At 29.5% G+C, this 21,589-nt stretch carries 19 protein-coding genes; 13 read left to right on the plus strand and 6 right to left on the minus strand.

The annotated features are described in order from the left end of the window. Nucleotides 1–66: 66 nt before the first annotated feature. The 4 genes from PQF96_RS19155 to PQF96_RS19170 all read left to right on the plus strand — a co-directional run bounded on the left by PQF96_RS19155 (nt 67) and on the right by PQF96_RS19170 (nt 3,815). On the plus strand, nt 67–1,113 hold the full coding sequence (locus PQF96_RS19155; RefSeq protein ID WP_143918495.1) for a helix-turn-helix domain-containing protein: 1,047 nt from the start codon (nt 67–69) through the stop codon (nt 1,111–1,113). A gap of 95 nt (nt 1,114–1,208) precedes the next feature. After that, nucleotides 1,209–2,099: a DUF5694 domain-containing protein gene (locus PQF96_RS19160; RefSeq protein WP_271767831.1), complete on the plus strand. Its 891-nt coding sequence runs from the start codon at nt 1,209–1,211 to the stop codon at nt 2,097–2,099. 113 nt (nt 2,100–2,212) lie between these two features. Further along, nucleotides 2,213–3,079, plus strand: a complete 867-nt coding sequence (locus PQF96_RS19165) for a LytR/AlgR family response regulator transcription factor (protein ID WP_271767832.1) — start codon at nt 2,213–2,215, stop codon at nt 3,077–3,079. A gap of 85 nt (nt 3,080–3,164) precedes the next feature. Next, entirely contained in the window at nt 3,165–3,815 is a 651-nt protein-coding gene (locus PQF96_RS19170; protein ID WP_271767833.1) for a hypothetical protein, read from the plus strand. A gap of 60 nt (nt 3,816–3,875) precedes the next feature. Here the strand turns inward: PQF96_RS19170 and PQF96_RS19175 are convergent, their stop codons facing one another. Both PQF96_RS19175 and PQF96_RS19180 read right to left on the minus strand, forming a co-directional pair. Beyond that, the gene (locus PQF96_RS19175; RefSeq protein WP_271767834.1) at nt 3,876–4,574 is read right to left on the minus strand and encodes a LytR/AlgR family response regulator transcription factor; all 699 of its coding nucleotides are present in this window, start codon (nt 4,572–4,574) and stop codon (nt 3,876–3,878) included. Continuing rightward, nucleotides 4,564–5,631: a sensor histidine kinase gene (locus PQF96_RS19180; protein ID WP_109437339.1), complete on the minus strand. Its 1,068-nt coding sequence runs from the start codon at nt 5,629–5,631 to the stop codon at nt 4,564–4,566. Before PQF96_RS19180 ends, PQF96_RS19175 begins: the two co-directional genes overlap by 11 nt. Before the next feature lie 220 nt (nt 5,632–5,851). Between PQF96_RS19180 and PQF96_RS19185 the strand changes: the two genes are divergently transcribed. The 3 genes from PQF96_RS19185 to PQF96_RS19195 all read left to right on the plus strand — a co-directional run bounded on the left by PQF96_RS19185 (nt 5,852) and on the right by PQF96_RS19195 (nt 9,243). Beyond that, nucleotides 5,852–6,463: a YceI family protein gene (locus tag PQF96_RS19185; RefSeq protein ID WP_271767835.1), complete on the plus strand. Its 612-nt coding sequence runs from the start codon at nt 5,852–5,854 to the stop codon at nt 6,461–6,463. Between the two features lie 2 nt (nt 6,464–6,465). Next, a complete protein-coding gene (locus PQF96_RS19190) occupies nt 6,466–8,823 on the plus strand; it encodes a TonB-dependent receptor domain-containing protein (RefSeq protein WP_271767836.1) in 2,358 nt (785 codons plus the stop codon). A 228-nt stretch (nt 8,824–9,051) separates the two neighbouring features. Continuing rightward, the gene (locus tag PQF96_RS19195; RefSeq protein WP_109437336.1) at nt 9,052–9,243 is read left to right on the plus strand and encodes a cold-shock protein; all 192 of its coding nucleotides are present in this window, start codon (nt 9,052–9,054) and stop codon (nt 9,241–9,243) included. 214 nt (nt 9,244–9,457) lie between these two features. Here PQF96_RS19195 and PQF96_RS19200 read toward each other — a convergent pair whose 3' ends face one another. The 3 genes from PQF96_RS19200 to PQF96_RS19210 form a co-directional block, all read right to left on the minus strand. Further along, nucleotides 9,458–10,327: a tetratricopeptide repeat protein gene (locus tag PQF96_RS19200; RefSeq protein WP_271767837.1), complete on the minus strand. Its 870-nt coding sequence runs from the start codon at nt 10,325–10,327 to the stop codon at nt 9,458–9,460. A 146-nt stretch (nt 10,328–10,473) separates the two neighbouring features. Continuing rightward, on the minus strand, nt 10,474–11,175 hold the full coding sequence (locus PQF96_RS19205; protein WP_271767838.1) for a LytR/AlgR family response regulator transcription factor: 702 nt from the start codon (nt 11,173–11,175) through the stop codon (nt 10,474–10,476). A 1-nt stretch (nt 11,176) separates the two neighbouring features. Then, nucleotides 11,177–12,205 (minus strand): sensor histidine kinase, encoded by a 1,029-nt coding sequence (locus PQF96_RS19210; protein WP_109437333.1) that lies wholly within the window; start codon nt 12,203–12,205, stop codon nt 11,177–11,179. A gap of 208 nt (nt 12,206–12,413) precedes the next feature. Between PQF96_RS19210 and PQF96_RS19215 the strand changes: the two genes are divergently transcribed. From PQF96_RS19215 to PQF96_RS19235, 5 genes are all read left to right on the plus strand, one after another. Then, nucleotides 12,414–13,160: a trypsin-like peptidase domain-containing protein gene (locus tag PQF96_RS19215; protein ID WP_271767839.1), complete on the plus strand. Its 747-nt coding sequence runs from the start codon at nt 12,414–12,416 to the stop codon at nt 13,158–13,160. Nucleotides 13,161–13,300: 140 nt separating this feature from the next. Beyond that, nucleotides 13,301–14,440: a helix-turn-helix domain-containing protein gene (locus PQF96_RS19220; protein WP_271767840.1), complete on the plus strand. Its 1,140-nt coding sequence runs from the start codon at nt 13,301–13,303 to the stop codon at nt 14,438–14,440. Nucleotides 14,441–14,543: 103 nt separating this feature from the next. Then, entirely contained in the window at nt 14,544–15,716 is a 1,173-nt protein-coding gene (locus tag PQF96_RS19225) for a serine hydrolase domain-containing protein (RefSeq protein ID WP_271767841.1), read from the plus strand. 196 nt (nt 15,717–15,912) lie between these two features. Continuing rightward, on the plus strand, nt 15,913–16,488 hold the full coding sequence (locus tag PQF96_RS19230; RefSeq protein ID WP_271767843.1) for a TetR/AcrR family transcriptional regulator: 576 nt from the start codon (nt 15,913–15,915) through the stop codon (nt 16,486–16,488). A gap of 114 nt (nt 16,489–16,602) precedes the next feature. Beyond that, the gene (locus PQF96_RS19235) at nt 16,603–17,733 is read left to right on the plus strand and encodes an MBL fold metallo-hydrolase (RefSeq protein WP_271767844.1); all 1,131 of its coding nucleotides are present in this window, start codon (nt 16,603–16,605) and stop codon (nt 17,731–17,733) included. A gap of 91 nt (nt 17,734–17,824) precedes the next feature. Here the strand turns inward: PQF96_RS19235 and PQF96_RS19240 are convergent, their stop codons facing one another. Beyond that, on the minus strand, nt 17,825–18,724 hold the full coding sequence (locus tag PQF96_RS19240) for an EamA family transporter (protein ID WP_271767845.1): 900 nt from the start codon (nt 18,722–18,724) through the stop codon (nt 17,825–17,827). Nucleotides 18,725–18,977: 253 nt separating this feature from the next. Here PQF96_RS19240 and PQF96_RS19245 point away from each other — a divergent pair, with 253 nt between their 5' ends. After that, the gene (locus PQF96_RS19245) at nt 18,978–21,185 is read left to right on the plus strand and encodes a T9SS type A sorting domain-containing protein (protein WP_271767846.1); all 2,208 of its coding nucleotides are present in this window, start codon (nt 18,978–18,980) and stop codon (nt 21,183–21,185) included. The last annotated feature ends 404 nt before the right edge of the window (nt 21,186–21,589 follow it).

A 21,589-nucleotide genomic window follows, 5' to 3' on the forward strand; every position in this document is an offset into this window, starting at 1 on the left:
GAACTCATCAATTGGCATGAGCTTCTTAGAATTTTAAAATATTGCTACATTTGAAAAAAAAGTCTATTGAATTTTTCTGATATATTACTTGTTATTATTAGTAGTGCTGGACTATTGCATGGGATATTATTCGCCTTTTATTTGATGGTGTTTAAAAAGAAAAAAACATTAACTAATCTTATGCTAGGATTGATTCTGGTATTTATGGCATTTAGAATTGGTAAATCAGTGATGTTGAATTTTGGGAATGATTTAGAACCTATATTTATCTTTGTAGGGTTGTCATTTCTTTTATTAATTGGACCACTTTTTAGATGGTATATTTTGGGAATGACTCGCCCTAATTTTAAGCTACCTAAACTTTATATTTTAGAAATCATTCCATTTGCTACAGTTTTTACCTCTAGTCTTTTTGTAAATAGACAATGGTATGAAAATAGCACATTGGTTATTATTATTTTTTCTAGTGGGCTTATTTTCATTTACCTACATTTTATCATTTATATTATTTTAGGTTGGAAAACTTTCAAATTAGCTAAGCAAAAACAAAGACAAGAATTACAGACAAAATCTCAAAAAGCTATTTTTAACTGGCTAAGGTATTTAAGTATTGGTTTTATAGCAATATGGGCATCTTATGTACTCAATATATTAGATGAAACTGTACCTTATGTCGTTGGTCCTATTGTATATTCTGTAATCATCTATTTTTTAAGTTATAAAGCATTTAAATTGAAAGCTATTGATCTAGATGGTAATGCTTTTAAGGATAATAATGACCTCTTATTTAATGAACTGTCTAAATTAATTGTGGATACTAAGGTATATCTAGAACCCGATATATCCCTTGCAAAATTAAGCAAAATGATAGGAAAGAGCACACAACTTACATCATCCATAATTAATCAATATGCCAAAAGAAATTTTAACGATTTTATTAATTATTATCGAATCCAGGAAGCAAAGAAATTTCTTTTAAATACAGAAAATCATAAATTCACCATTTCGTCAATTGCTTTTGATACAGGTTTTAGTAGTCTTTCTTCATTTAATAGTGCCTTTAAGAAATTTGAAGGCATGACACCATCATCATATAGAAAAAATCAAGTTTAATTTTTGTAGTGTTGTCTTTGACAGAGTTTTTTATAAAGTGTAACAATTTCAAAATTTGGTAATCTTTATCCTAGAAGGATCAAGAATATACTAAAATGAAAGATATATTACTTTTATTAATAGCGTTTACATTATTTTCTTGTAGTCAAGCAAATAATCAAGAATCAACCGAGGTTAACGATATTTCTAATGACAATCATAGTGCTAACATTATAGAAACGAATCAGGTTAAAGTCCTTACATTAGGTTCTTTTCATTTTAAATTTCCAAATTTAGACGTCGATCAAACATCAAAAGAAGATCAAATTGATGTTTTAGAACCTAAATACCAAGAAGAAATAGAACTAATTGTAGATAAACTAGAAAAATTTAAACCTACCATAATTGTTATTGAGAGACAACCAAAAAAACAACAAAAATATGATTCACTTTATACAGCCTATGTAAATGGAACACATAAATTAAGTAGGAGTGAGGAACAGCAAATAGGATTTAGATTATCAAAACGTCTAGGTTTAAAACAATTATATTGTGTAGATGCTTGGGGAACAGATTATGAAGATGTAAGAAAAGCGGTCTATGAAAATGATACAGTGTCCAAGAAAAGATTTATGGATTATTTTTATAATAATCCAGATACTATTTTAAATTCATGGCTGAATGAAAAAAAAGTGTTTAAAACCGAAGGTATTTTAGCTGAATTGAAAAGAATCAATACAGATGAACATGTTAAAAAAGGGTTGGGAGACTATTTAATTGGTATTTTTAAATATGAAACAGAAGAAAATGATCAGTTTGGACCGGACTTTGTAACGAGTTGGTGGTTTAATCGGAATTTAAGGATTTTTAGAAATATTCAACGAATTAATGCAAAATCAGATGATCGCATCTTGGTAATTTATGGTTCTGGCCATATGAACCTATTAAATATTTTCTTTGACTCTTCACCAGAATATCAACTAATGAAAATAAATGATTATTTGTAATGAAATTTTTGATTAAATCATAGATCCTATTATTGCAACAACAGGAGAATTATTAAAAAAATCCTTAATGAAGAATGATTAATAAGATTTAATTTTGAAATACCCCTCTAGATATGAAAACTGATGTAACGCTTTTATCTAAAGATACTATTTCTATTATTAAAACGAGAAATGAGAAATGGAGAGTTATTCTTTTTTTTACTTTATATGTTTCATTTTTTTTACTCATTTTTCAGCCTTTTGGAGTCAATAATTATGATCCGACTCATCATATTAGTTTAGATTTTCTATTGGGATCTGTTGGATTTGGCTTAATAAGTGGAATTATAATATCAATACATGAGTTTATTATAATGCCTTATTGTATTAAGAAAAAAACTGGAGTTACAATTTTGACACGTTTATGTTTGTCATTCATACTCTTACCTTTTGGGATTTACCTTTTTTATAATGTTATAGGAAATTTTCATGATTGGAAATGGTCTAGTTTTTTTGGCTTTATAAGAGACGTATCTATAATGGCTATTCTCCCTATGAGCCTAATCTACATATATTATAATTATATCAAAATCAAAAAAGCTTACAGGATTTTATTAAATAAACCAACGTTCAATCCTTCAGAAGAAACACAATTGATTACAATAGAATCTGATAATAGAAATGATTCTATTATTTTACGATTAGATACATTACTATATATCGAAGCGCAAGATAATTATGTAAATGTATATCACTTATTGAATAATGAAGTAAAAAAACAATTACTTCGTACTACTATGAAAGTATTAGAATCCAAACTAAAAGAAATGACCGTAGTGAGATGTCATCGTTCTTATCTGGTAAATATAAATCTGATAATAAAAGTAAAAGGAAATGGTAATCAGATGAAATTATTTTTACCAAATGTTAAAAAGCCTATTCCTGTTTCCAGATCATATATATCACCTTTAAAAGAAATTATAGCCACTCACCACAAATAGACGAATTTTGCCACAAGCATTGTAGAAATGGGATATATTGACAATCATAATGATGTAATTTTAACTGGCTTTAAATTACATTATTATGAAAACACCAATTGCGATACGATCAAGAAATAACTTAGTTAATATTCTATCTTTATGCGTAGGATTAACATTTATAACCACATGGCTTCCCTTATTAAGAGCTTTATTTGACGGTAAATCTTATTCTTGGGGAATGAGTTATTATGGGATTTCATTCTCTGGTAAAGGATTGACATTAGATTATACCATTTTAATAGTTTTTGCCTTTCTGTATTTTTTATTCTTTTATTCCTTTAACTGGGTTAAAAATCGCTTAATATTTCATGTTCTTATAATTTGGTGGTGGTTTCATAGTTTTGGAAATTTATTATATGATATTATCAAAAATGGAGATACCGTATTTCATGGGGATACCTTAAATATTCATGTTTCAATTTCTACCATTATAATTCCATTAGCTATTGCTTCTATGTTATTAGTGGTTACTATAATCTATAAGGATAGGAAGTTACCGAATACAAATATTCCCTGGAATCGCTTAAATAATATTAAAGCATTGATTGTTCTGTCTCCTTTAGTACTACAAATGATATTGTTTATTATCGGAGAACCACATGGAATTACTGATAGCATTGCAGTAATCATAACGATTATACAATGCTTTGTAATTCATTTAATTTTTAAACCCACAAAAGCAAAATCATCATAAAATAAAGGGATACGTGCAAAATAATAATTACCCTGTATGTAATGATTTTTAAACTAGAAATTACCTAAAATAATGCATGTTATGCTTATAACCATTACCAATAGGGATTTCTATTCTACCTATTTCAACGTCATTTTTGGTATATGCAGTGATCTTTTCACTGTTTACAATATAAGAACGGTGTAAACGAATGAAACGGTCATCTATTCGTTTTTCAAAGTTAGAAATACTCTCCTTTATGGTAAGCGTTTCTTCTAATAAATGAATTTTTATATAATCTTTTAAACTTTCTGCATAGAGAATATCATCAAAAACCACCTTTATCTGCTTTTTGGCTTTATTAACGAATATGTATTTACTTTTGTCATTATTAACAGCAATATTATCAGTGTTTTCTAAGTTTTTTTGCTGTTTAAGAAATTTTTGAATAGCAGAGAAAAAACGTTCAAAAAATATAGGCTTTAAAAGATAATCTACTGCATTAAGTTCAAAACCATCTACTGCATAATCCCTATAGGCAGTTGTAAAAATCACTTGTGGTTTATACACCAGGTTTTTAAAAAAATCGGTGCCTTTTAAAGCGGGCATTTCAATATCCAAAAAAAGTAAATCTACTTTTTCAGCTGTTAGAATAGAACTAGCTTCAATCGCACTTGCACAAGAAGCCACAAGTTCAAAATTTGGGATTTTCTCTAGATAGGTCTCGACAAGTTCCCTAGCTAAAGGCTCATCATCTATGACTAGACATCTATATTTCATATGTATCTAATTTTAGATTAGCAGAAAAGGAATTCGATTTATTTTCGATAATCAAATCATATGCTTTTGGGTATAGCAACTCTAGTTGTTTTTTAATATTTTGAAGACCAATTGATTCTTTCTGGACAACAGGTTTCATATTAACGGGTTTACTATTCTCTACCTTAAAGACAAGTTGCTCCTTATTTTTGGATATATTGATGTTGATGTTGGCTTGATTAATCTCATTAGCAACACCATGTTTAAAAGCATTTTCTACAAACGTGAGCAATAGTAAAGGAGCTACTTTTTCCCGACCAGTTACATTTTTACTAAAGGAAATTTTTACTCTATCTGCATATCGAATCTTTTCTAAAGACAAATAATTCTCAATGAGCTCTATTTCTTTATCTAGAGATACATATTCATCATTGCATCGGTAAAGAATATAATCTAGAATTTCTGATAATTTTTGAATAACCTTAGGAGCAGCATCAGACTTTTTTAAGGTTAACGCATATAAATTATTCAATGTATTGAATAAGAAATGCGGATTTAATTGATTTTTTAGTGCAACAAGCTCTGCTGTTTTCTTTTGTTCATTCAATTTAAGCAAACGTTGCTTTTCTACATATAATTTTAAAACTAATAATAATATAGTTGGATAGAGTAAATACAAGCTTTTAAATACAAATTCTCCTATACTCATTAATCTACCAGTAAAAGAAGGGTCATTAAAACGTTTTATATAATTCACATAAGTTTTGGGAAAGGTAACTTCAAAATAATTCATATGAATCAATGTGCAAATAATATAAAAGGCTAATAACGTTATTGTGATTGAAATTCCGAAAGCCAACTTTTTATCCTTATTTAAAAGTTGTGGAATCAAAAACTCCAGAATTATAAAAGCCATAGCAATCTGCAAAGTCACTCGTATACTATACGTGATAAGCAATTCATTGGTCGTGGCATAGTACCAACTAGAAGTAGAAGCTGAAAAAGCAAAAATCAACAATCCAAATACAAGGTATTTAAATTTTGAAACCTCCAGGAAACTTTGAATTTTTTGTACCATAAAACATGCTTTAGACTATAAAGGTATACATCTAAATATACCTTTTTTAAAATTACCTACCAACTATAGGTTAGTGATGTCAAAAACACAGTATCTGTAGACAAAAGCTTAGAACATCATTTGTAGGTCTTTTATCATCGTTTATGGCCTTTCTAACCACTTATTTAAAATGTGTAAAGCTTACTTCTAATTTAGCTTTCAAATCAAAAAAAATACTCAAATGAAATGTATTAAAAAATCAATTTTACCTATCAGCAAAATCGTATTCTTATGCTTTACTTTTTATTTAATATCACTTTCTACAACTGCTCAAGAATCTACTTGGCAAATAGATCCAAACCATTCTAACATTAATTTTGGTGTCTCTTACTTCAAGGTTGGTGAAATCAAAGGAGTGTTTAAGACATATACGGGGTCATTCATTCAAAAAAAAGACGAAATATCTACCATTAACATTACCATACAAACAGCTTCTATCAGCACTAATCAAGCGGATAGAGACAAACACTTAAAAACTAAAGATTTCTTTAACGCAGAAAAACATCCTGAAATAAGATTTATAAGTACAGGGATTACTAAAACTGGAGACAATGAATATGAAATTAAAGGAAATTTTACCATGACAGGAGTAACCAAACCTATTGTTTTAAAAGCTGTAGATAATGGTAGCTATGTACATCCAAGATTTAAAACCGAAAATAAATTTATAACTGTCACTGGTGTAATTAAACGTGAAGATTTTAATGTTGGAACCAATTATGCTCCTGCAAAATTTGCTCTTGGTAGTGAAGTTGACCTTATAGCAGAAATTCAATTAACTAAGAAAAAATAAATATGAAACAACATTTATACATAATATTTAGCTTTCTTTTTTCTATATCATTTTATGGTCAAAAGGGAGTTGTTACAGGAACAGTATTAGATAAGAACACTCAAGAACCAGTACCATATGCCAATGTAGTCCTTAAATCAGGTAGTAATATTGCTACAGGAGGTATCACTAATGAACAAGGTTTTTTTTCGGTAAAAGAAATACCATATAACACATATGATTTCGAAATTCAGTTTATAGGATATAAAACGATAACCAAAGCCATAAATGTTGACAAGTCAAATAGAAAAGTAAATTTAGGAAGTCTTTACATTGAAGAAGATGCCGTTGCTTTAGGATCTGTTGAGATTGTAACCGAACGTTCTACCATCGAACAAAAAATAGATAGAAAAGTAATTAATGTTGGTAAGGATTTAACGACGGTTGGAGCTTCTGCTAGTGATATCATGGGAAATATTCCTTCAGTGAGTATAAATCAAGATGGAGATATTTCGTTTCGTGGAAATGAAAATGTTCGTGTCCTTGTAGATGGAAAACCAACAAATTTAAGTTCTCGTGAACTTTTACAGCAGATTCCATCTACTTCGATCAAAACTATAGAATTAATAACAAATCCCTCTGCCAAGTACAATCCTGAAGGTATGAGTGGTATTATTAATATAAGTTTAAAAAAGAACACCAATTTAGGATTTAATGGATCAATAAATTCTGGGATTACTTACGGAGAACGAGCCAGGTATAACAATTCTTTAAGTCTAAACTACAGGGCAGGTAAAACTAATTTTTATGGTAGCTATAACAATAGACTTGGTAAAAGCACTACAGATGGAATAGTTACCAGAACGGTAGAAAACAATAATCAGTTAACAGATAATATTAATGAGAATACATCACATCTATTCAAATTAGGTTTTGATTATATGATCAATGATAAGAATACCCTATCTATTTATACGAATCAAAATCTCTTTGAAACAATAATTGATGGTAACAGGATAATCAATTTTTTTGATAATCCATCTGCAAATTTCACACAGCGGGATATTACTGACAGTGACAATGTCAATGCAACGTACAATGCCGATTTTAAGCATGTATTTGCAAAAGAAGGACATACTATTGAGCTCGAAGTAGATTATAATACTTTAGATAGCGATAAAGAATATGATTTTAGTTTTACAGGTAACAACCCTGTAGAGAACTATGAAGAATTAATTGAAGACACCAGAACCAACACTACAATAAATCTAGATTACGTAAATCCGCTTTCAGAAAACACCATGTTAGAATTAGGTTTAGAAACACGTTTACGTCGTACCGACAATTCTTATATCACAGGTAATCCTAATTTTAATAATTCCAGCTTTTTTTATGATAGAGACATCTATTCTTTTTATACTACTTTTAGTCAAACATTAGATAAATGGCAATACAATATCGGTTTACGATTAGAGGATTATAATGTTGATTCGCAGTTTGATGAAGTTGGAGAAAACCCATTTAATTTTACTGATAAATTGTTCAATATATTCCCTTCGGGATTTTTGAAATATACTCCTAATGAGGATCAGAAAAACACGTATCAATTAAGTTTTAGCAGACGTATAGATCGTCCATCCTTAAATCAAATTAATCCAATACGACAATTAAACACCCCACAAATTATATTAACAGGTAACCCTAGCCTTGTTCCGCAGTTCACTAATTCGATAGAGTTAAACTATAGTAGAAAATTAGCTAAGGGTAGTTTTACCTTTGGTGGTTTTTACAGGAGAATTAGCGACGAAATAAATAGAAGAGGGTTTTTTGATGAAAATAATCCAAACCTATTGATCATTGATTATGATAATTTTGATAGCAATGATGCTTATGGATTTGAATTTTCTTCGAATTATCGTCTCACTAATTGGTGGAGTCTTAACAGTAGTTTTGATATCTATTCAAGAACTCAAAAAGGAGTTATTGAAGGAGAAAGTGTACAGGTCAACAACACTTTATTGAACGCTAAACTTAATAACAGCTTTAAAGCTACTAAAAATCTTACGTTTCAATTATTTACATTCTTTAGTGGCAGACAAGAAATTTTGCAGTATGAGCTAAAAGAAAACTTCTTTATGAATGCAGGTGCACGTTACAATTTTGCCAAAGGCAAGGGAACTTTAAGTCTTAATTTTAATGATATTTTTAGAACGCAACGTTTTGCTTTTGAAACCTATAGAACCATTATCCAGGAAGGCGAATTTAGAAGAGATACTCGCTCTGTTTATGCAGGAATTACATATCGTTTTGGAAGTGGTAAGAATAAGAGCTTAAAACGTAAAAAACGTGATAAAAATGTAAAAGCAGATAAACTATTATAAACTTTTTTAAAGTACTATTTATTTGATGTAGCTATCTAATCTACTCCTTTTTGCACAACTCATCTTGTGTTTTAAGGAGTAGTTAAGGTGAGGTTTATAACCTATCTCTTAGCGCATTATAAACTAATTTTGCTGGTATTTAAAAATTAATGAATTAATTAGTTGTAAATCAAATTAATAGCACCATCTTTGCGAAATAAATAATATAATAATTTTAATTACATTACAATGAGTAAAGGAACAGTAAAATTCTTCAACGACGCCAAAGGTTTTGGATTTATCACTGAAGAAGGTGCTAACAAAGATCATTTTGTACACATTTCTGGATTAGTAGATGAAATTCGTGAAGGCGATGAAGTTGAGTTTGATCTAAAAGAAGGTAACAAAGGATTAAATGCAGTGAACGTAAAAGTTATCTAATACATATACTTTCAAGTTTAATTAAAAAGTCCATCTATTGATGGGCTTTTTTTATTATCCGAATATTATAATCTCAATTATGTGATACTATATTTGTATATATTTAATAATGGCATAATAAGACTTTGATTAAAAAGGAATAGGGTATAAAATTAAATACCCCTCGAATTTCATTTTGAGGGATATTTAGATGATTACTTATTGCTAATAACCGTTAATTTGAAGATTGAATCGAGTCTAATTTTGATTTAGCAACATCGTACGTCTTTTTTAAGCTTTCACTATTTTTATAATGCTCTCCATAAGTGTATGCTTTTTCTATAGACTTCATGGTTTTATCATAAAAACCGTTTTTGTAGTATACAATGTTTTCGTATTCTGAAAAATAGATGTCATTTTCGGATTTTGCACCATGCTTTTTTGCTATTTCTAGATATTCCAAAGCTTTCTTATACTGCTTCTTTTGATAATATATAACAGACATAAATTCATATCCTTTGGGTAAATCCTGAATTAATTCGGTGCTCTTTTTATAGCATTCTAAAGCTTTATCCAGTTCATCTGCATAATAATAAGCCATTCCCAATGACCATATGGCTGCAGCACTATCGGGATACATATCTACTACCTTTTGAAAATATTTTTGAGCTTTTGAATAATCTTCTTCTACCAAAAGCGAATATTCTGCCTGCATGATATCCCGCTCTGATTTTAATGTTGATTTTTTAGAGAGATTATAGGCTTTGGTAACCATCTTTTTATATTCCTCTGGATCTGTTACATAAAAACCACTCATCAAAACACCACTGGGATAATCCGGATCCAATTCTAATATTTTTGCTGCTTTTTTTTCGAATTCCTCTTTATCACCATAAAAATAGAAATTTGCTTCTAAGTCATTAAAAAGCTGATGTACTTCTGGGACTTTTGAATCTACAGCTAAAGTGAATCCATGCGTGTTTAAATTAGCTGGAGCATATTTCTGAACAAATTCATCTTCAATTTCGCGGTCTATCTTTTGGGATTGACAGGAAAAAAAAATTAATAAAATTAAAAAAACAACTAATTGCTTAACCTTATTCATATCTATATATATTAATTAATTTTAACCAATATTATATAAGATATGCTTGCTGTTTTTTAAAAATAGATCATGATAAATTAAATAACGATAAAAGATATAAAAGTATCTAAGTAGTATGTTTATAGTCTATAAAATGGTATTCGTCTTTAGGTATGTGATAATAGCGAAAAAACTTTTGAAGAATAACTGGACCCAACAGGAATTTCTATTTCACCTATTTCTATATCTTTTTGGGTATATGCAGTGATTCTGTTAATTGCCGCAATATAGGAACGGTGCGTACGTAAAAAAAGCGTCGAAGGAAGTTGAGTTTCTATTTTACCAATATTACTTTTTACTACTAATTTTTGATGAACAGTATGAATTTTAACGTAATCCTTTAAACTTTCGATATATAGAATATCTTCAAATATTATCTTAATATGTTTTTTATTAACATTTACATAGAAAAATGCATCTTTAGATTCCTCTTGAGTTATAGTCAAAATAGGGGATTGTGTTCTTTCATAATAACGATCAACAGCTTTTACAAACCTGTCAAAAGAAATAGGTTTTAATAAATAATCAACGATATCCAAATCATATCCTTGTATCGCATATTCTCTATATGCCGTAGTGATGATTACCTTTGGGGGATTTTTTACAGCTTTTAGAAAATCTAAACCTTTTAAGACAGGCATTTCAATATCCAAAAACAATAAATCAATTTTCTCTTTTTTTATGACTTCAAAAGCTTCAACCGCACTATAACAGCTGGCAACAATTTCTAAATCGGTAAGCATTTTTATATGATTTTTTAGTAAATCAATTGCTGGAGATTCATCATCAACAAGTAAGCATCGTACCATATTAATTTATTTTTAAAGTCAACTTTAAGTTAAAAAAAGCATTAGATTCATCGATCTCCAAATTATGTTTTCCTGGATAGATTAAATCCAATTGTCGCTGAATGTTAGCTAGCCCTATTCCGCTTTTATTTTCATCAGTTTTATTGTTGTACTGGTTATCTGTTTTTGTATTCCAAACGCTAAACTCAATATGTGAGTCAAATTGTTCAAGTACAATTCTTATTTCTGGTTTGGTAATATTGTCCCTAACTCCATGTTTAAATGCATTTTCAATAATAGATAATAACAAAAGAGGAGTTGTTTTTTGTTGTTGGTCAATGATGTCTTTTTTAAAAATAACTTTTAACCTTTCTTCATATTTAATTTGTTCTAACGCTATATAATTCTCTATAGCATGAATTTCTTCTATTATAGGAACTGATATTCGTTGGCTTTTATATAAAATGTAATCCAAAATTTCAGAAAGTTGTAATATCATATCCGGGGCCTTCGGGGATTTGGTAATGACATAAGAATATAAATTATTAAGAGTATTAAATAAAAAATGTGGGTTTAATTGTGCTTTTAAGTATTTAAGTTCTGTCGCTATTTTTTCTTTTTCCAACTGAAATACTTTTTCTTTTTCTAATTCTTGCTCTTTATTAGTCTTGTAGAAATACATAATCAATGCTGGAAAATGAAAAGATAACATATGAAAAGGAAAATCTTCTAAACTAATCAGTGGATAAGGACCATCTGCGCAATATTTATCCAAATGATAATATCCAATAAGACGAAATAGTAATGTTAATACTGCAATTACAAAAATCATGGATACTCCAAAAGCGATATATTTTTTTTGTTTTAAATAGATTGGTATTTGCCAATAATTAAACGTGTAAGCAGCTATGATTAATAACGGAAGTTTAAACAAAGTTGTTTCTATAGATTGTTCAAACAACTCAAAACTAGTAACAGAAAAAATATAAAAAAGAAAAATTGCAACCCAAAATAGAATATGTCCAAGGGCTTTTTTAGTATTAAAACTCATAGCTGGTAATATAATAAAATTATAACCTTCTCATCAAATAAACCGCTGTTTGGGCAATACTAGTATACAGAACTTGATTAACTGTATACAAACCTAAAAACAGGAAGTTTATAGCTATACATAGTCACTTAATTTTGTTTCATCAATTTTTTAAAATGTATCTGTTATTATTTCTGAAATTAGCTTCGACTAAAAAATCAATGAAAACATGTTAGTACTTAAGAAGATCATAATCACGACACTCGTCGTCATAACTTTAATTAGTTGTTCATCTGTAAAAAGGTTACAAAATACTCCAATTGGCTTAATCAATAATGTTGCTTATACAGATTCATCATTTGATAATCCAAATGCTTCCAATGGATTTTTGGTACAGTACAAAAACAATACTTATGCTGTTACAGCAAAGCATATTCTAATGATTGCCAAGACAGATCATATGAAATTTGTTGATTTTGAGGGAAATTTAAAAGAATGGAGAATGTATCCTAAAAATGATAGTACTAGATATGTAATTGCAGATAAGTTATTAAGTACGAATAAAAAAGATTCACTTACCTGGAATTATATGGATACAAATTGGGATACTTATAATGATTGGTTAGTTTTTTCTGTAAAAGAAAATAAGACATCCCATAAACCTTTGAAATTTAGAAAAAAACCAATTAAAAAAGGAGAGTATGTATACGCTATAGGTTGGTCTTATAAGGATAGTATTGGAGCGCAACGTGTATACCAGTATACATTTGACACAACCGAAGGAGATTACCATAATCTTATACAAATAAAAGGCCCCAAAAGTTTAGGAGGTCTAAGTGGAGCACCAATAGTAGATAAAAAAGGTAGAATCATAGGTTTAGTTTCTTCTGGCGGTGAAGATGAAAAAACAAAAGAGGTATTTTTACAAGCTACCAATATAAAAAATGCTTTTAAATTCATTTCTAATTTAAATTAAGAACTATAAAACTTGATATATTTCTTACATGAGGGTATTACATCGAACTTGCTGAAATATTGTTACAAAAAATAGGAGAGTAGCAGAATGGATATAAAATGAATTGACATTATTAAATTATATTTGTCATATACATTAAGATGGACTTTTCAATTTTAGGAATAACGACAATTTTCATCCTTTTTATTTCTCTATTGCTGGCATTATTTGTTTTAACAGTTAAAACATCTAATAAAAAGGCGAATACATTTTTAGGTATTTATTTTTTAATCTTTGCAATTCATATTAGTGTATTTTTTTATTCAAAATATATTACACTACCAGTGGTTTTAGAAATGCTTCGAGATCATATTGCATTTTTTACCAGCCCATTATTGTTTTTATATCTACTGGCTTCGATATATTCGGATTTTAGATATAAACACAAATATCTATTACATACATTACCTTTTTTAATTCAAATACTACTATTTTCTCCCAGGTTTTATTTTGCTGATCAAAATACAAGAGATTTCTTGCTTAAAAATTTGAATACTACCATAGAAGGTAAACTATCTATCATTTTTGGTCTTCTTGTAGCCTTTTTTTATTTAGTAGCCATGTTTATAGAATTAAAAAAATATAAGCAATTATTGTTAGAGAACTATTCTAACAAATCTGCTTTTAATTATAAATGGTTGTATCAATTACTCATTATATTAAGCATTATTTTCAGCTTTTCATTTTTTAAACAAGCTTATAAATTTTATGGAACTAATATTGAGATTTTAAATACCTTAAGAATAATGCTCACATTGGTATTACTTGGTTTTTTAACCTGGATTGTCTTAAAAAGTATGTATTACCCAAATCTTTTTAGAAATATTAATACTAAGCATATATCGATAAAAGGAATAGTAAAGGAAAATAATATAGTATATATTGTAAATAAGAATGCGAAGGACGATATCAATAGATTATTAATATTTATGAAGAAAGAAGAGCCCTATCTTGACGCTACTTTAACACTACAAAAACTTGCTGAACAATTGGGATTACCCAATCGCACCCTATCCGTATTAATTAATCATAACCTAAATCAACGGTTTTTTGACTTCATTAATCAATTTAGAATAGAGAAAGCAAAAAAAATGCTTTTAAATTCAAATAACGCTAAGCTAACCATACAACAAATTATGTATGATGTAGGATTTAATTCTAAATCTTCTTTTTACACGGCTTTTAAAAAAGAAACTGGCGTAACCCCTTCTGAGTATAAAAAAAGAAGCCATATTGAATAATAAGTAAAGATAGTTCGATTAAAAAAAAGGGTTCGACTTTATGTAATCGAACTCTTTTTTCACACAATATATTTTCATTTGTGTAAATCAAAACTATTACGAAATGAAAAACTTATTTACAAAAACTGTAATCTTATTCTTTATCTTTTTTAGTTGTAAATCTCAAAACAAAAAAATTAAAAGTGTCGTTATAAATTGTAATAAATCTATAGAGATATATAGTGATTCTATAGATAAACATGTAAAACAAATTATAGATAAGAATGCTCAAAAAACATTAAAAGATCCCTTAATAAATTCCTTATCAATTGGATTATACGTAAATAATGTTTCATACACCTTTCACTATGGAGAGTTAACAAAAGGAAAGGGAGATACGCCTACAAATAAAACAATATATGAAATCGCTTCGGTTACAAAAACATTTACTGGTACATTAGCTTCAAAGGCTGTTCTAGAAGGAAAATTGAATTTAGAGGATGATATACAAAGGTATTTACCTCAAACATACCCAAATCTAGAATATAAAGGTGACCCCATAAAAATAAAACACCTGTTAACCCATACCAGTGGATTACCTGGCGGTTATGAAGAAATGAATGAAATATCATCAAATTTAAGCGAAATAGAATTTAACAATACATATCTCAAACTTGAAAACAAACAGACCAAAGAGAAGTTTTTTAAAGACTTATCTAAAATCAACTTAACAGAAAAACCTGGAAACACATTTAATTATTCTAATTTTGGTTCAAATTTAATGGGGTATATTCTAGAAAAAGTTTATCAAAAGCCCTTTCAACAGCTGATTATCTCCAAAATAATTGAAAAGCAACACATGTATGATACGCATTTTCATACTCCAAGGGATAAAAGAAATAGGCTCGCCAATGGTTATTTATTGGGAAAACCCAGGCCAGAAACTAATTTGGCTAAGACGCTTTGGGGAGCAGAAGGTGCTTTAAAATCAACAACTACTGATATGTTAAAATATATCAGGTATCAATTTAAAAATGACGCAATCGTTAAAGAATCTCATAAAAAGTTGTATGAAATTGATACAGATTATTGGATTGGTTATTACTGGTGGAATATCAAAAATCAAAATCACGATGTGCATTATAGACATGATGGAGGTATTTCAAGAGCAAAAAATGTATTGGTTATTTATCCAGAAAAGAAAATAGGCATTTCAATTTTTACGAATGAATCTGCAATTAGTGTAAATCAAGAACTTTCTAATTTAGTTTATAATATCTATAACGAACTCAAATAGAATGATTTTAATCAATATATCCTATTAAAATTATATTCTCACTAAAGTTATTTACTCGTTCCCTATGCCTTCTGTGCTCTTGTTAAATTGAGTAGGGGAGTACAATACATATACTTTGATGCTTATGTTTAAATGTTAAATAATTACAAAAACACTATATAAGCGAATAAATATTCGTTTTTGTTCATATGTTTGTATGGTGAGAGTAAAAGATGAAACAAAACGGTTAGCTATTGTAGAAAGCACTTTGGATATTGTTTTCGAAAAAGGTTTTGCAGGTGTTAAAATGGCAACATTAGCAAAAAAAATAGGTATTTCTGTTTCAACGCTCTATGTATATTATAAAAACAAAGAAGATTTAATCATATCAATCGCAACTGAGCTTATAGAACGAGAGACAAAAAGAAGTAGTAACAGTATTACAGCAGACCTCCCTTTTAAATTGAAGATTAAAGCAATATGGGTTTATTGGATTAACTTTAGTATTAACCATAGCAAGGAGATGAATTTTATTACGCAAGTAAAAAAATCTCCTTACTATGACAAAGTTCCAGAAGCAGTTAGAGAAACAAAAAGTAGATTAGGAACAGATCTTTTTGAGCTTGGTAAAAAAGAAGGATTAATTAAAAATGTGAGTAATGAAATATTAGAATCTACTATGGGAGCTATTTTGCTTGAAACCGTTAACTTGATAATTGATAAAAAATTAAAGCTTAATAAAAAGGATATAGATTTAATGTTCTCATTCGCATGGGACGCTATTAAAAGTTAATTTTTTCAAATTAAAAAAGAATAAATATTCGATTTAAATAAGCAGCTTTACTTTACATTCATAAACATAACTATGGAGAAAGTATCATGTAAGACTTCAACATTAAAAAATAAAATGAAACATAAATTTTTAAAATATATAAAGCGAATGATCATAGGTATAGGAATCTTCATAGGAATCGTCATATTAGTCGTTATCTTGTTTATTAATTTAAGTCCTCAATTTGGAGGAAAAGCAACCAAAGAACAGAAAGCTATATATGAGAAATCAGAAAATTATAAAGAGGATAGATTCGTAAATATAGCCAAAGTACAATTGGATATGAGTTTTAGGGATATGGGAAAAAGCTTGATAGGCTATTTTAAACCACAATCACAAACTACTCCAAAGGAAAACCTTCCTGTACAAAAAATAGATTCTCTGGATATTGTAAAATATATTGGCGACACACGTCTTATTTGGTTTGGACACTCTGCCTTTTTATTACAGATTGATACTAAAAATATCTTAATAGACCCAATGTTTGGAGAAGTTCCGGCCCCACATCCTATGTTAGGAAGTAAGCGTTTTAGTAAAGAATTACCTATTGAGATTGAAAAAATACCTGAAATAGATGCTGTGCTTATTTCTCATGATCATTATGATCATTTAGATTATGATTCGATTAAAAAGCTAAAAAATAAGGTAAAGATGTTTTATACTCCTTTGGGCGTCGGAGTGCATTTGGAGAAATGGGGAGTAGAAAAAGAGCGAATTATTGAATTGGATTGGTGGCAAGAAATCAAGTTGGAAAAGTTAAATTTTATATGTACACCTGCTCAACATTTTTCTGGGAGAGGACTTACGGACAGAACAAAAACACTATGGAGTTCGTGGGTAATACAGTCCAAAACCGACAATATTTTCTTTAGTGGCGATAGTGGTTACGGGAATCATTTTAAAGAAATAGGGAAGAAGTATGGTCCTTTTGATTTTGCCATGATGGAGTGTGGTCAATACAATGAAATGTGGCCAGATGTACATATGTTCCCTGAAGAAACTGCGCAAGCTGGATTAGATGTAAAAGCGAAAAAAATAATGCCAATTCATTGGGGAGCTTTTAAGTTAGCAATGCATGCATGGACAGATCCGATTGAACGTCTTAGTAAAAAAGCAAAAGAATTGAATATTGATATTGTAGCCCCAAGAATTGGTGAAACTGTTGTATTAAACAACGAAAATATAGTCAATCAAGTCTGGTGGTGATAACTTATGCTTTTATTCAAAAAAACTTGTATTGATTGTGGTTTAAAAAATAGCTAAGTATTAGGAATAATGTGTTGTTCGTTTTATCAATTTATGAATACAAAATCAAAAATACACCTATCATAATACCAAATAATGGAATTAATTTTTTACGCTTATTTTTTTCTTTAAAGATAAGTCCTCCAACAACCACGGCAATTAATATTTGACTTCGTTTTATCGCAGATAATAGCATAATTAGTGCATCAGGATTTTGCAGGGCTTTAAAATAAAAATAATCAGCTGCTTGCAATAGAATACCAACAGCAATAATAGTCCAACGCCACTTGAAATCTTTCCGTTTTTCTGCACGAGGGAACCATGTAATAGATAAAATCCCTAATAAAATTAACACCGTGTAAGTACAAAACCAAAATTGTAAGGTTTGTGGATTCAATGCCAAACTCTGAATTAAAAACTTATCGTATAAACCACTGGAAGCTCCTAAAAACGTTGCACCAATAATAGCGAATATCCATTTATTTCTTTTAAAATGTATGCCTTCTTTTTTTCCAATTTTAGAATATAATACTACCGAAAAAATAATGAGAGAAAAACCTATCCATTGTAAAAAATTAGGCTTTTCCTGATAAATTAAAATAGCACCAATAAAGGTGAAAAAAGGACCAGCAGAGCGTATCGGAGTGACAATGGTTATAGGTAAATGTTTTAAAGCTTGATATGCCAAAACCCAGGATGTTGTCATAATCATTGATTTTATAAAAATAAAACCATGAGTTTTCCATGAAATAGATGTAATATGAAATCCTATTTGTTGTGTATATTCTGGAAAATAGAGTGAACCTATAAAAAACGGAAGAAGTAATAAAAAACCAGACCCAATTGTTCCTAAAAGTACAGGAAAAACCTCATTACCCTGTACTGCATGTTTTTTACATAAATTGTGTAATCCCAAAAAAAGTGCTGCCAATAAGCCTAAATACATCCACATGGCGCGAATATAGGTTTTTAGTATATTTTGGAATCATTATACTGGTTAACTATTTGTAAACATCTAAATAAATTTATTTATGAAAGACAATGTAATACCCGTTACAGGATTTCTACTTGAATTATGATTATGTAAAAAATTAACATTTATTTTAAATATAATCATTATTTATGTTATTTTTTTCCGAATATTGCAAAAGTATTATCCATGCATAATATTTTTTATACAAATCAATTAACCTTAAAACCTAAAAATGAAAACTCAACTAACGTTTACAAAAAAATCTTTGTGGCTATTAGCCATTACATTTATAACTACTGCCTCTGCGTTCGCACAACAGGTTATAAATGCAACATTACAACATGATGGAAAGACAAGACAATATCGTCTTTATGTTCCCCAAAGTTATGATGCTACCAAACCTGCTCCATTAATTCTAAATTATCATGGTTTTACCAACAATATCAATACACAGTATAACCAAAGTGATTTTAGACAGCTAGCTGAAGACAATCAATTTATATTTGTTACACCTCAAGGTCTGGGAGGTTTTTTCTCAGGATGGGCAATAAATAACAATTTTGGTGGTAATGAGGATGATTTAGGATTTTCAGATGCACTAATTAATAAAATTCAGTCAGATTTTAATATTAATGAAAAACGTATTTATGCAACTGGATTTTCAAATGGCGGCTTTTTTAGTTATAGATTAGCTTGCGAATTAAGTCCAAGAATCGCAGCTGTAGCTTCTGTAGCAGGAAGCATGACAAGAAGATGGATTGACAACAACCAATGTCAACCACAACATCCAACTGCGGTATTACAAATAACGGGGACTAATGATGGTACTATTTCGATAAACGGTAACGGCTCCAATGAACCTATACAAGATGTTATGGAATATTGGTCAAGCGTCAACAATGGGGATGCTACACCAGAAGTTATTCAATTAGGAGGAGGATCAACACGTTCTATTTGGGATAACGGCGATAATGGTACAACAGCAGAATTTATTAAAGTTCAAGGAAAAGGACACAGCTGGAATGGTGGAAATGTAAACACTTCTCAAGAAATATGGAAGTTCTTTTCTCGATTTGATATCGATGGAGAAATAGATCCAACTACTACACCCCCTACAGGTGAAACGTGTTCTGGAGATGTATCTTCTTTCCCTTATAGTGAAAGTTTTGAAAGTGATTTGGGACAGTGGTCACAGTCAAGTAGCGATGACCTTGATTGGACAAGAGACTCTGGGGGTACACCTTCAAATAGTACAGGGCCATCTAATGGAGCGGACGGTAGTTTCTACCTTTACGTAGAGGCTTCTGGTAATAATGCCGGTTTCCCAAATAAAAGAGCAATACTTAATTCTCCTTGCCTTAACTTTAGTAGTTTAACTACTCCTACGCTTACCTTTCAATATCATATGTTTGGTAGTGCGATTAATAGTTTAACGGTTGAAGCAAGAACTGATAATTCAGGAAATTGGTCAAATGTATTTATTGAATCAGGAAATCAAGGAGATACTTGGAATTCTACTAGTGTAAATCTATCCAATTTTGCTGGTAACGCTAATGTTCAGTTACGATTTAATGTTATAACAGGTTCTGGTAATAATGGATGGCAAAGTGATATTGCTATTGATGCTATTATGATTCAGGAAGGTTCTGGAAATCCAAATCCTACGCCAGATTGTGAGGCATTGGATTTCAATAATTTTACAATCACAGGATTCTCAAATCAAGATAATGTAGGGGATTTTTCTATAGAAAGTGGTGGAGCTGCTTTATCTTTATCTAATAACACCTGGAAATACATAGGCCTTGATTACACGGTAACAGCTAATACAGTGATCGAATTTGATTTTAGCAGTACCTCTCAAGGTGAGATTCATGCCATAGGATTTGAAAACAACAATACGTTAACCTCGTCACGTTATTTCAAAGTACATGGTACTCAGAATTATGGAGTAACCAATTTTGACAATTATTCATCAGGTACTACTACGTACGTAATTCCGGTTGGTAATTTCTATACAGGAGCAATGGATAGGTTAGTATTTATTAATGATAACGATGGGGGATCGGGAAACAATTCCACTTTTTCAAATGTAAAAATATATGAAGGATCTTGTAATGGTTCATTATCTGCAAAAGAAGTTATTGCTCAATTAGACAATAAAGAAACTTTACTTGGTACAGATGATGAAGGTATGAATGCTATTATAATGACGCCTAACCCGACAAGTGATCAATTTTCTCTTCATGTAAACTCAAAAAGCACTAGTGAAATACTAATTAGTATATATAATACAATTGGACAGAAAAAATATGAAGCTAGATTACATCCAGGGGTAAATAATTTCTCTGCTAATAACATGGAGCTTAGTTCTGGAATCTATGTTGTAAAAATTCAATCTGAAGGCGGCAAAGATGTTGTGAAAAAACTAATTGTCAAATAATAATTAACCAACACTTAATTCTCCACCAAAAGATGCTTCAATTATAAAACTGAAGCATCTTTTATTTTTGGTAACATTAAGGGAGCCTGTTCTTTTTGAAGAGAAAGAGAGATTAAAGGAATAAAAAATCCATTACATACTCACACTACAAATACCCACTACTGGGTATTTTATTTGACTTCTATTCTGAATACATTTATTAGATACTAAAAACAGGTGTTTTTACTTATTTTTTGATAAATGAGTTCTGATTAAATTAGAATTCTTCAATCGTCATTTCCCCTCTTTTTGCTACTATAAAGTATAGACGTTCTTTAATGTTACAATAATCAATACTTTTTGTATTAAATATTATTGATAAGGATTCAAATAATTGATTTATCAATTTCGTTTAACAAACAGGA

Source organism: Aquimarina algiphila (genome assembly GCF_947494415.1).
Taxonomy (GTDB): domain Bacteria; phylum Bacteroidota; class Bacteroidia; order Flavobacteriales; family Flavobacteriaceae; genus Aquimarina; species Aquimarina algiphila.

What these genes read in the sequence shown, in the direction of transcription:
- PQF96_RS19160 (WP_271767831.1), top strand. Translation starts at nt 1,209, where the DNA reads ATGAAAGATATATTACTTTTATTAATAGCGTTTACATTATTTTCTTGT.
- PQF96_RS19165 (WP_271767832.1), top strand. Translation starts at nt 2,213, where the DNA reads ATGAAAACTGATGTAACGCTTTTATCTAAAGATACTATTTCTATTATT.
- PQF96_RS19170 (WP_271767833.1), top strand. Translation starts at nt 3,165, where the DNA reads ATGAAAACACCAATTGCGATACGATCAAGAAATAACTTAGTTAATATT.
- PQF96_RS19175 (WP_271767834.1), bottom strand. Translation starts at nt 4,574, where the DNA reads ATGAAATATAGATGTCTAGTCATAGATGATGAGCCTTTAGCTAGGGAA.
- PQF96_RS19180 (WP_109437339.1), bottom strand. Translation starts at nt 5,631, where the DNA reads ATGGTACAAAAAATTCAAAGTTTCCTGGAGGTTTCAAAATTTAAATAC.
- PQF96_RS19185 (WP_271767835.1), top strand. Translation starts at nt 5,852, where the DNA reads ATGAAATGTATTAAAAAATCAATTTTACCTATCAGCAAAATCGTATTC.
- PQF96_RS19190 (WP_271767836.1), top strand. Translation starts at nt 6,466, where the DNA reads ATGAAACAACATTTATACATAATATTTAGCTTTCTTTTTTCTATATCA.
- PQF96_RS19195 (WP_109437336.1), top strand. Translation starts at nt 9,052, where the DNA reads ATGAGTAAAGGAACAGTAAAATTCTTCAACGACGCCAAAGGTTTTGGA.
- PQF96_RS19200 (WP_271767837.1), bottom strand. Translation starts at nt 10,327, where the DNA reads ATGAATAAGGTTAAGCAATTAGTTGTTTTTTTAATTTTATTAATTTTT.
- PQF96_RS19205 (WP_271767838.1), bottom strand. Translation starts at nt 11,175, where the DNA reads ATGGTACGATGCTTACTTGTTGATGATGAATCTCCAGCAATTGATTTA.
- PQF96_RS19210 (WP_109437333.1), bottom strand. Translation starts at nt 12,205, where the DNA reads ATGAGTTTTAATACTAAAAAAGCCCTTGGACATATTCTATTTTGGGTT.
- PQF96_RS19215 (WP_271767839.1), top strand. Translation starts at nt 12,414, where the DNA reads ATGTTAGTACTTAAGAAGATCATAATCACGACACTCGTCGTCATAACT.
- PQF96_RS19220 (WP_271767840.1), top strand. Translation starts at nt 13,301, where the DNA reads ATGGACTTTTCAATTTTAGGAATAACGACAATTTTCATCCTTTTTATT.
- PQF96_RS19225 (WP_271767841.1), top strand. Translation starts at nt 14,544, where the DNA reads ATGAAAAACTTATTTACAAAAACTGTAATCTTATTCTTTATCTTTTTT.
- PQF96_RS19230 (WP_271767843.1), top strand. Translation starts at nt 15,913, where the DNA reads ATGGTGAGAGTAAAAGATGAAACAAAACGGTTAGCTATTGTAGAAAGC.
- PQF96_RS19235 (WP_271767844.1), top strand. Translation starts at nt 16,603, where the DNA reads ATGAAACATAAATTTTTAAAATATATAAAGCGAATGATCATAGGTATA.
- PQF96_RS19240 (WP_271767845.1), bottom strand. Translation starts at nt 18,724, where the DNA reads ATGTGGATGTATTTAGGCTTATTGGCAGCACTTTTTTTGGGATTACAC.
- PQF96_RS19245 (WP_271767846.1), top strand. Translation starts at nt 18,978, where the DNA reads ATGAAAACTCAACTAACGTTTACAAAAAAATCTTTGTGGCTATTAGCC.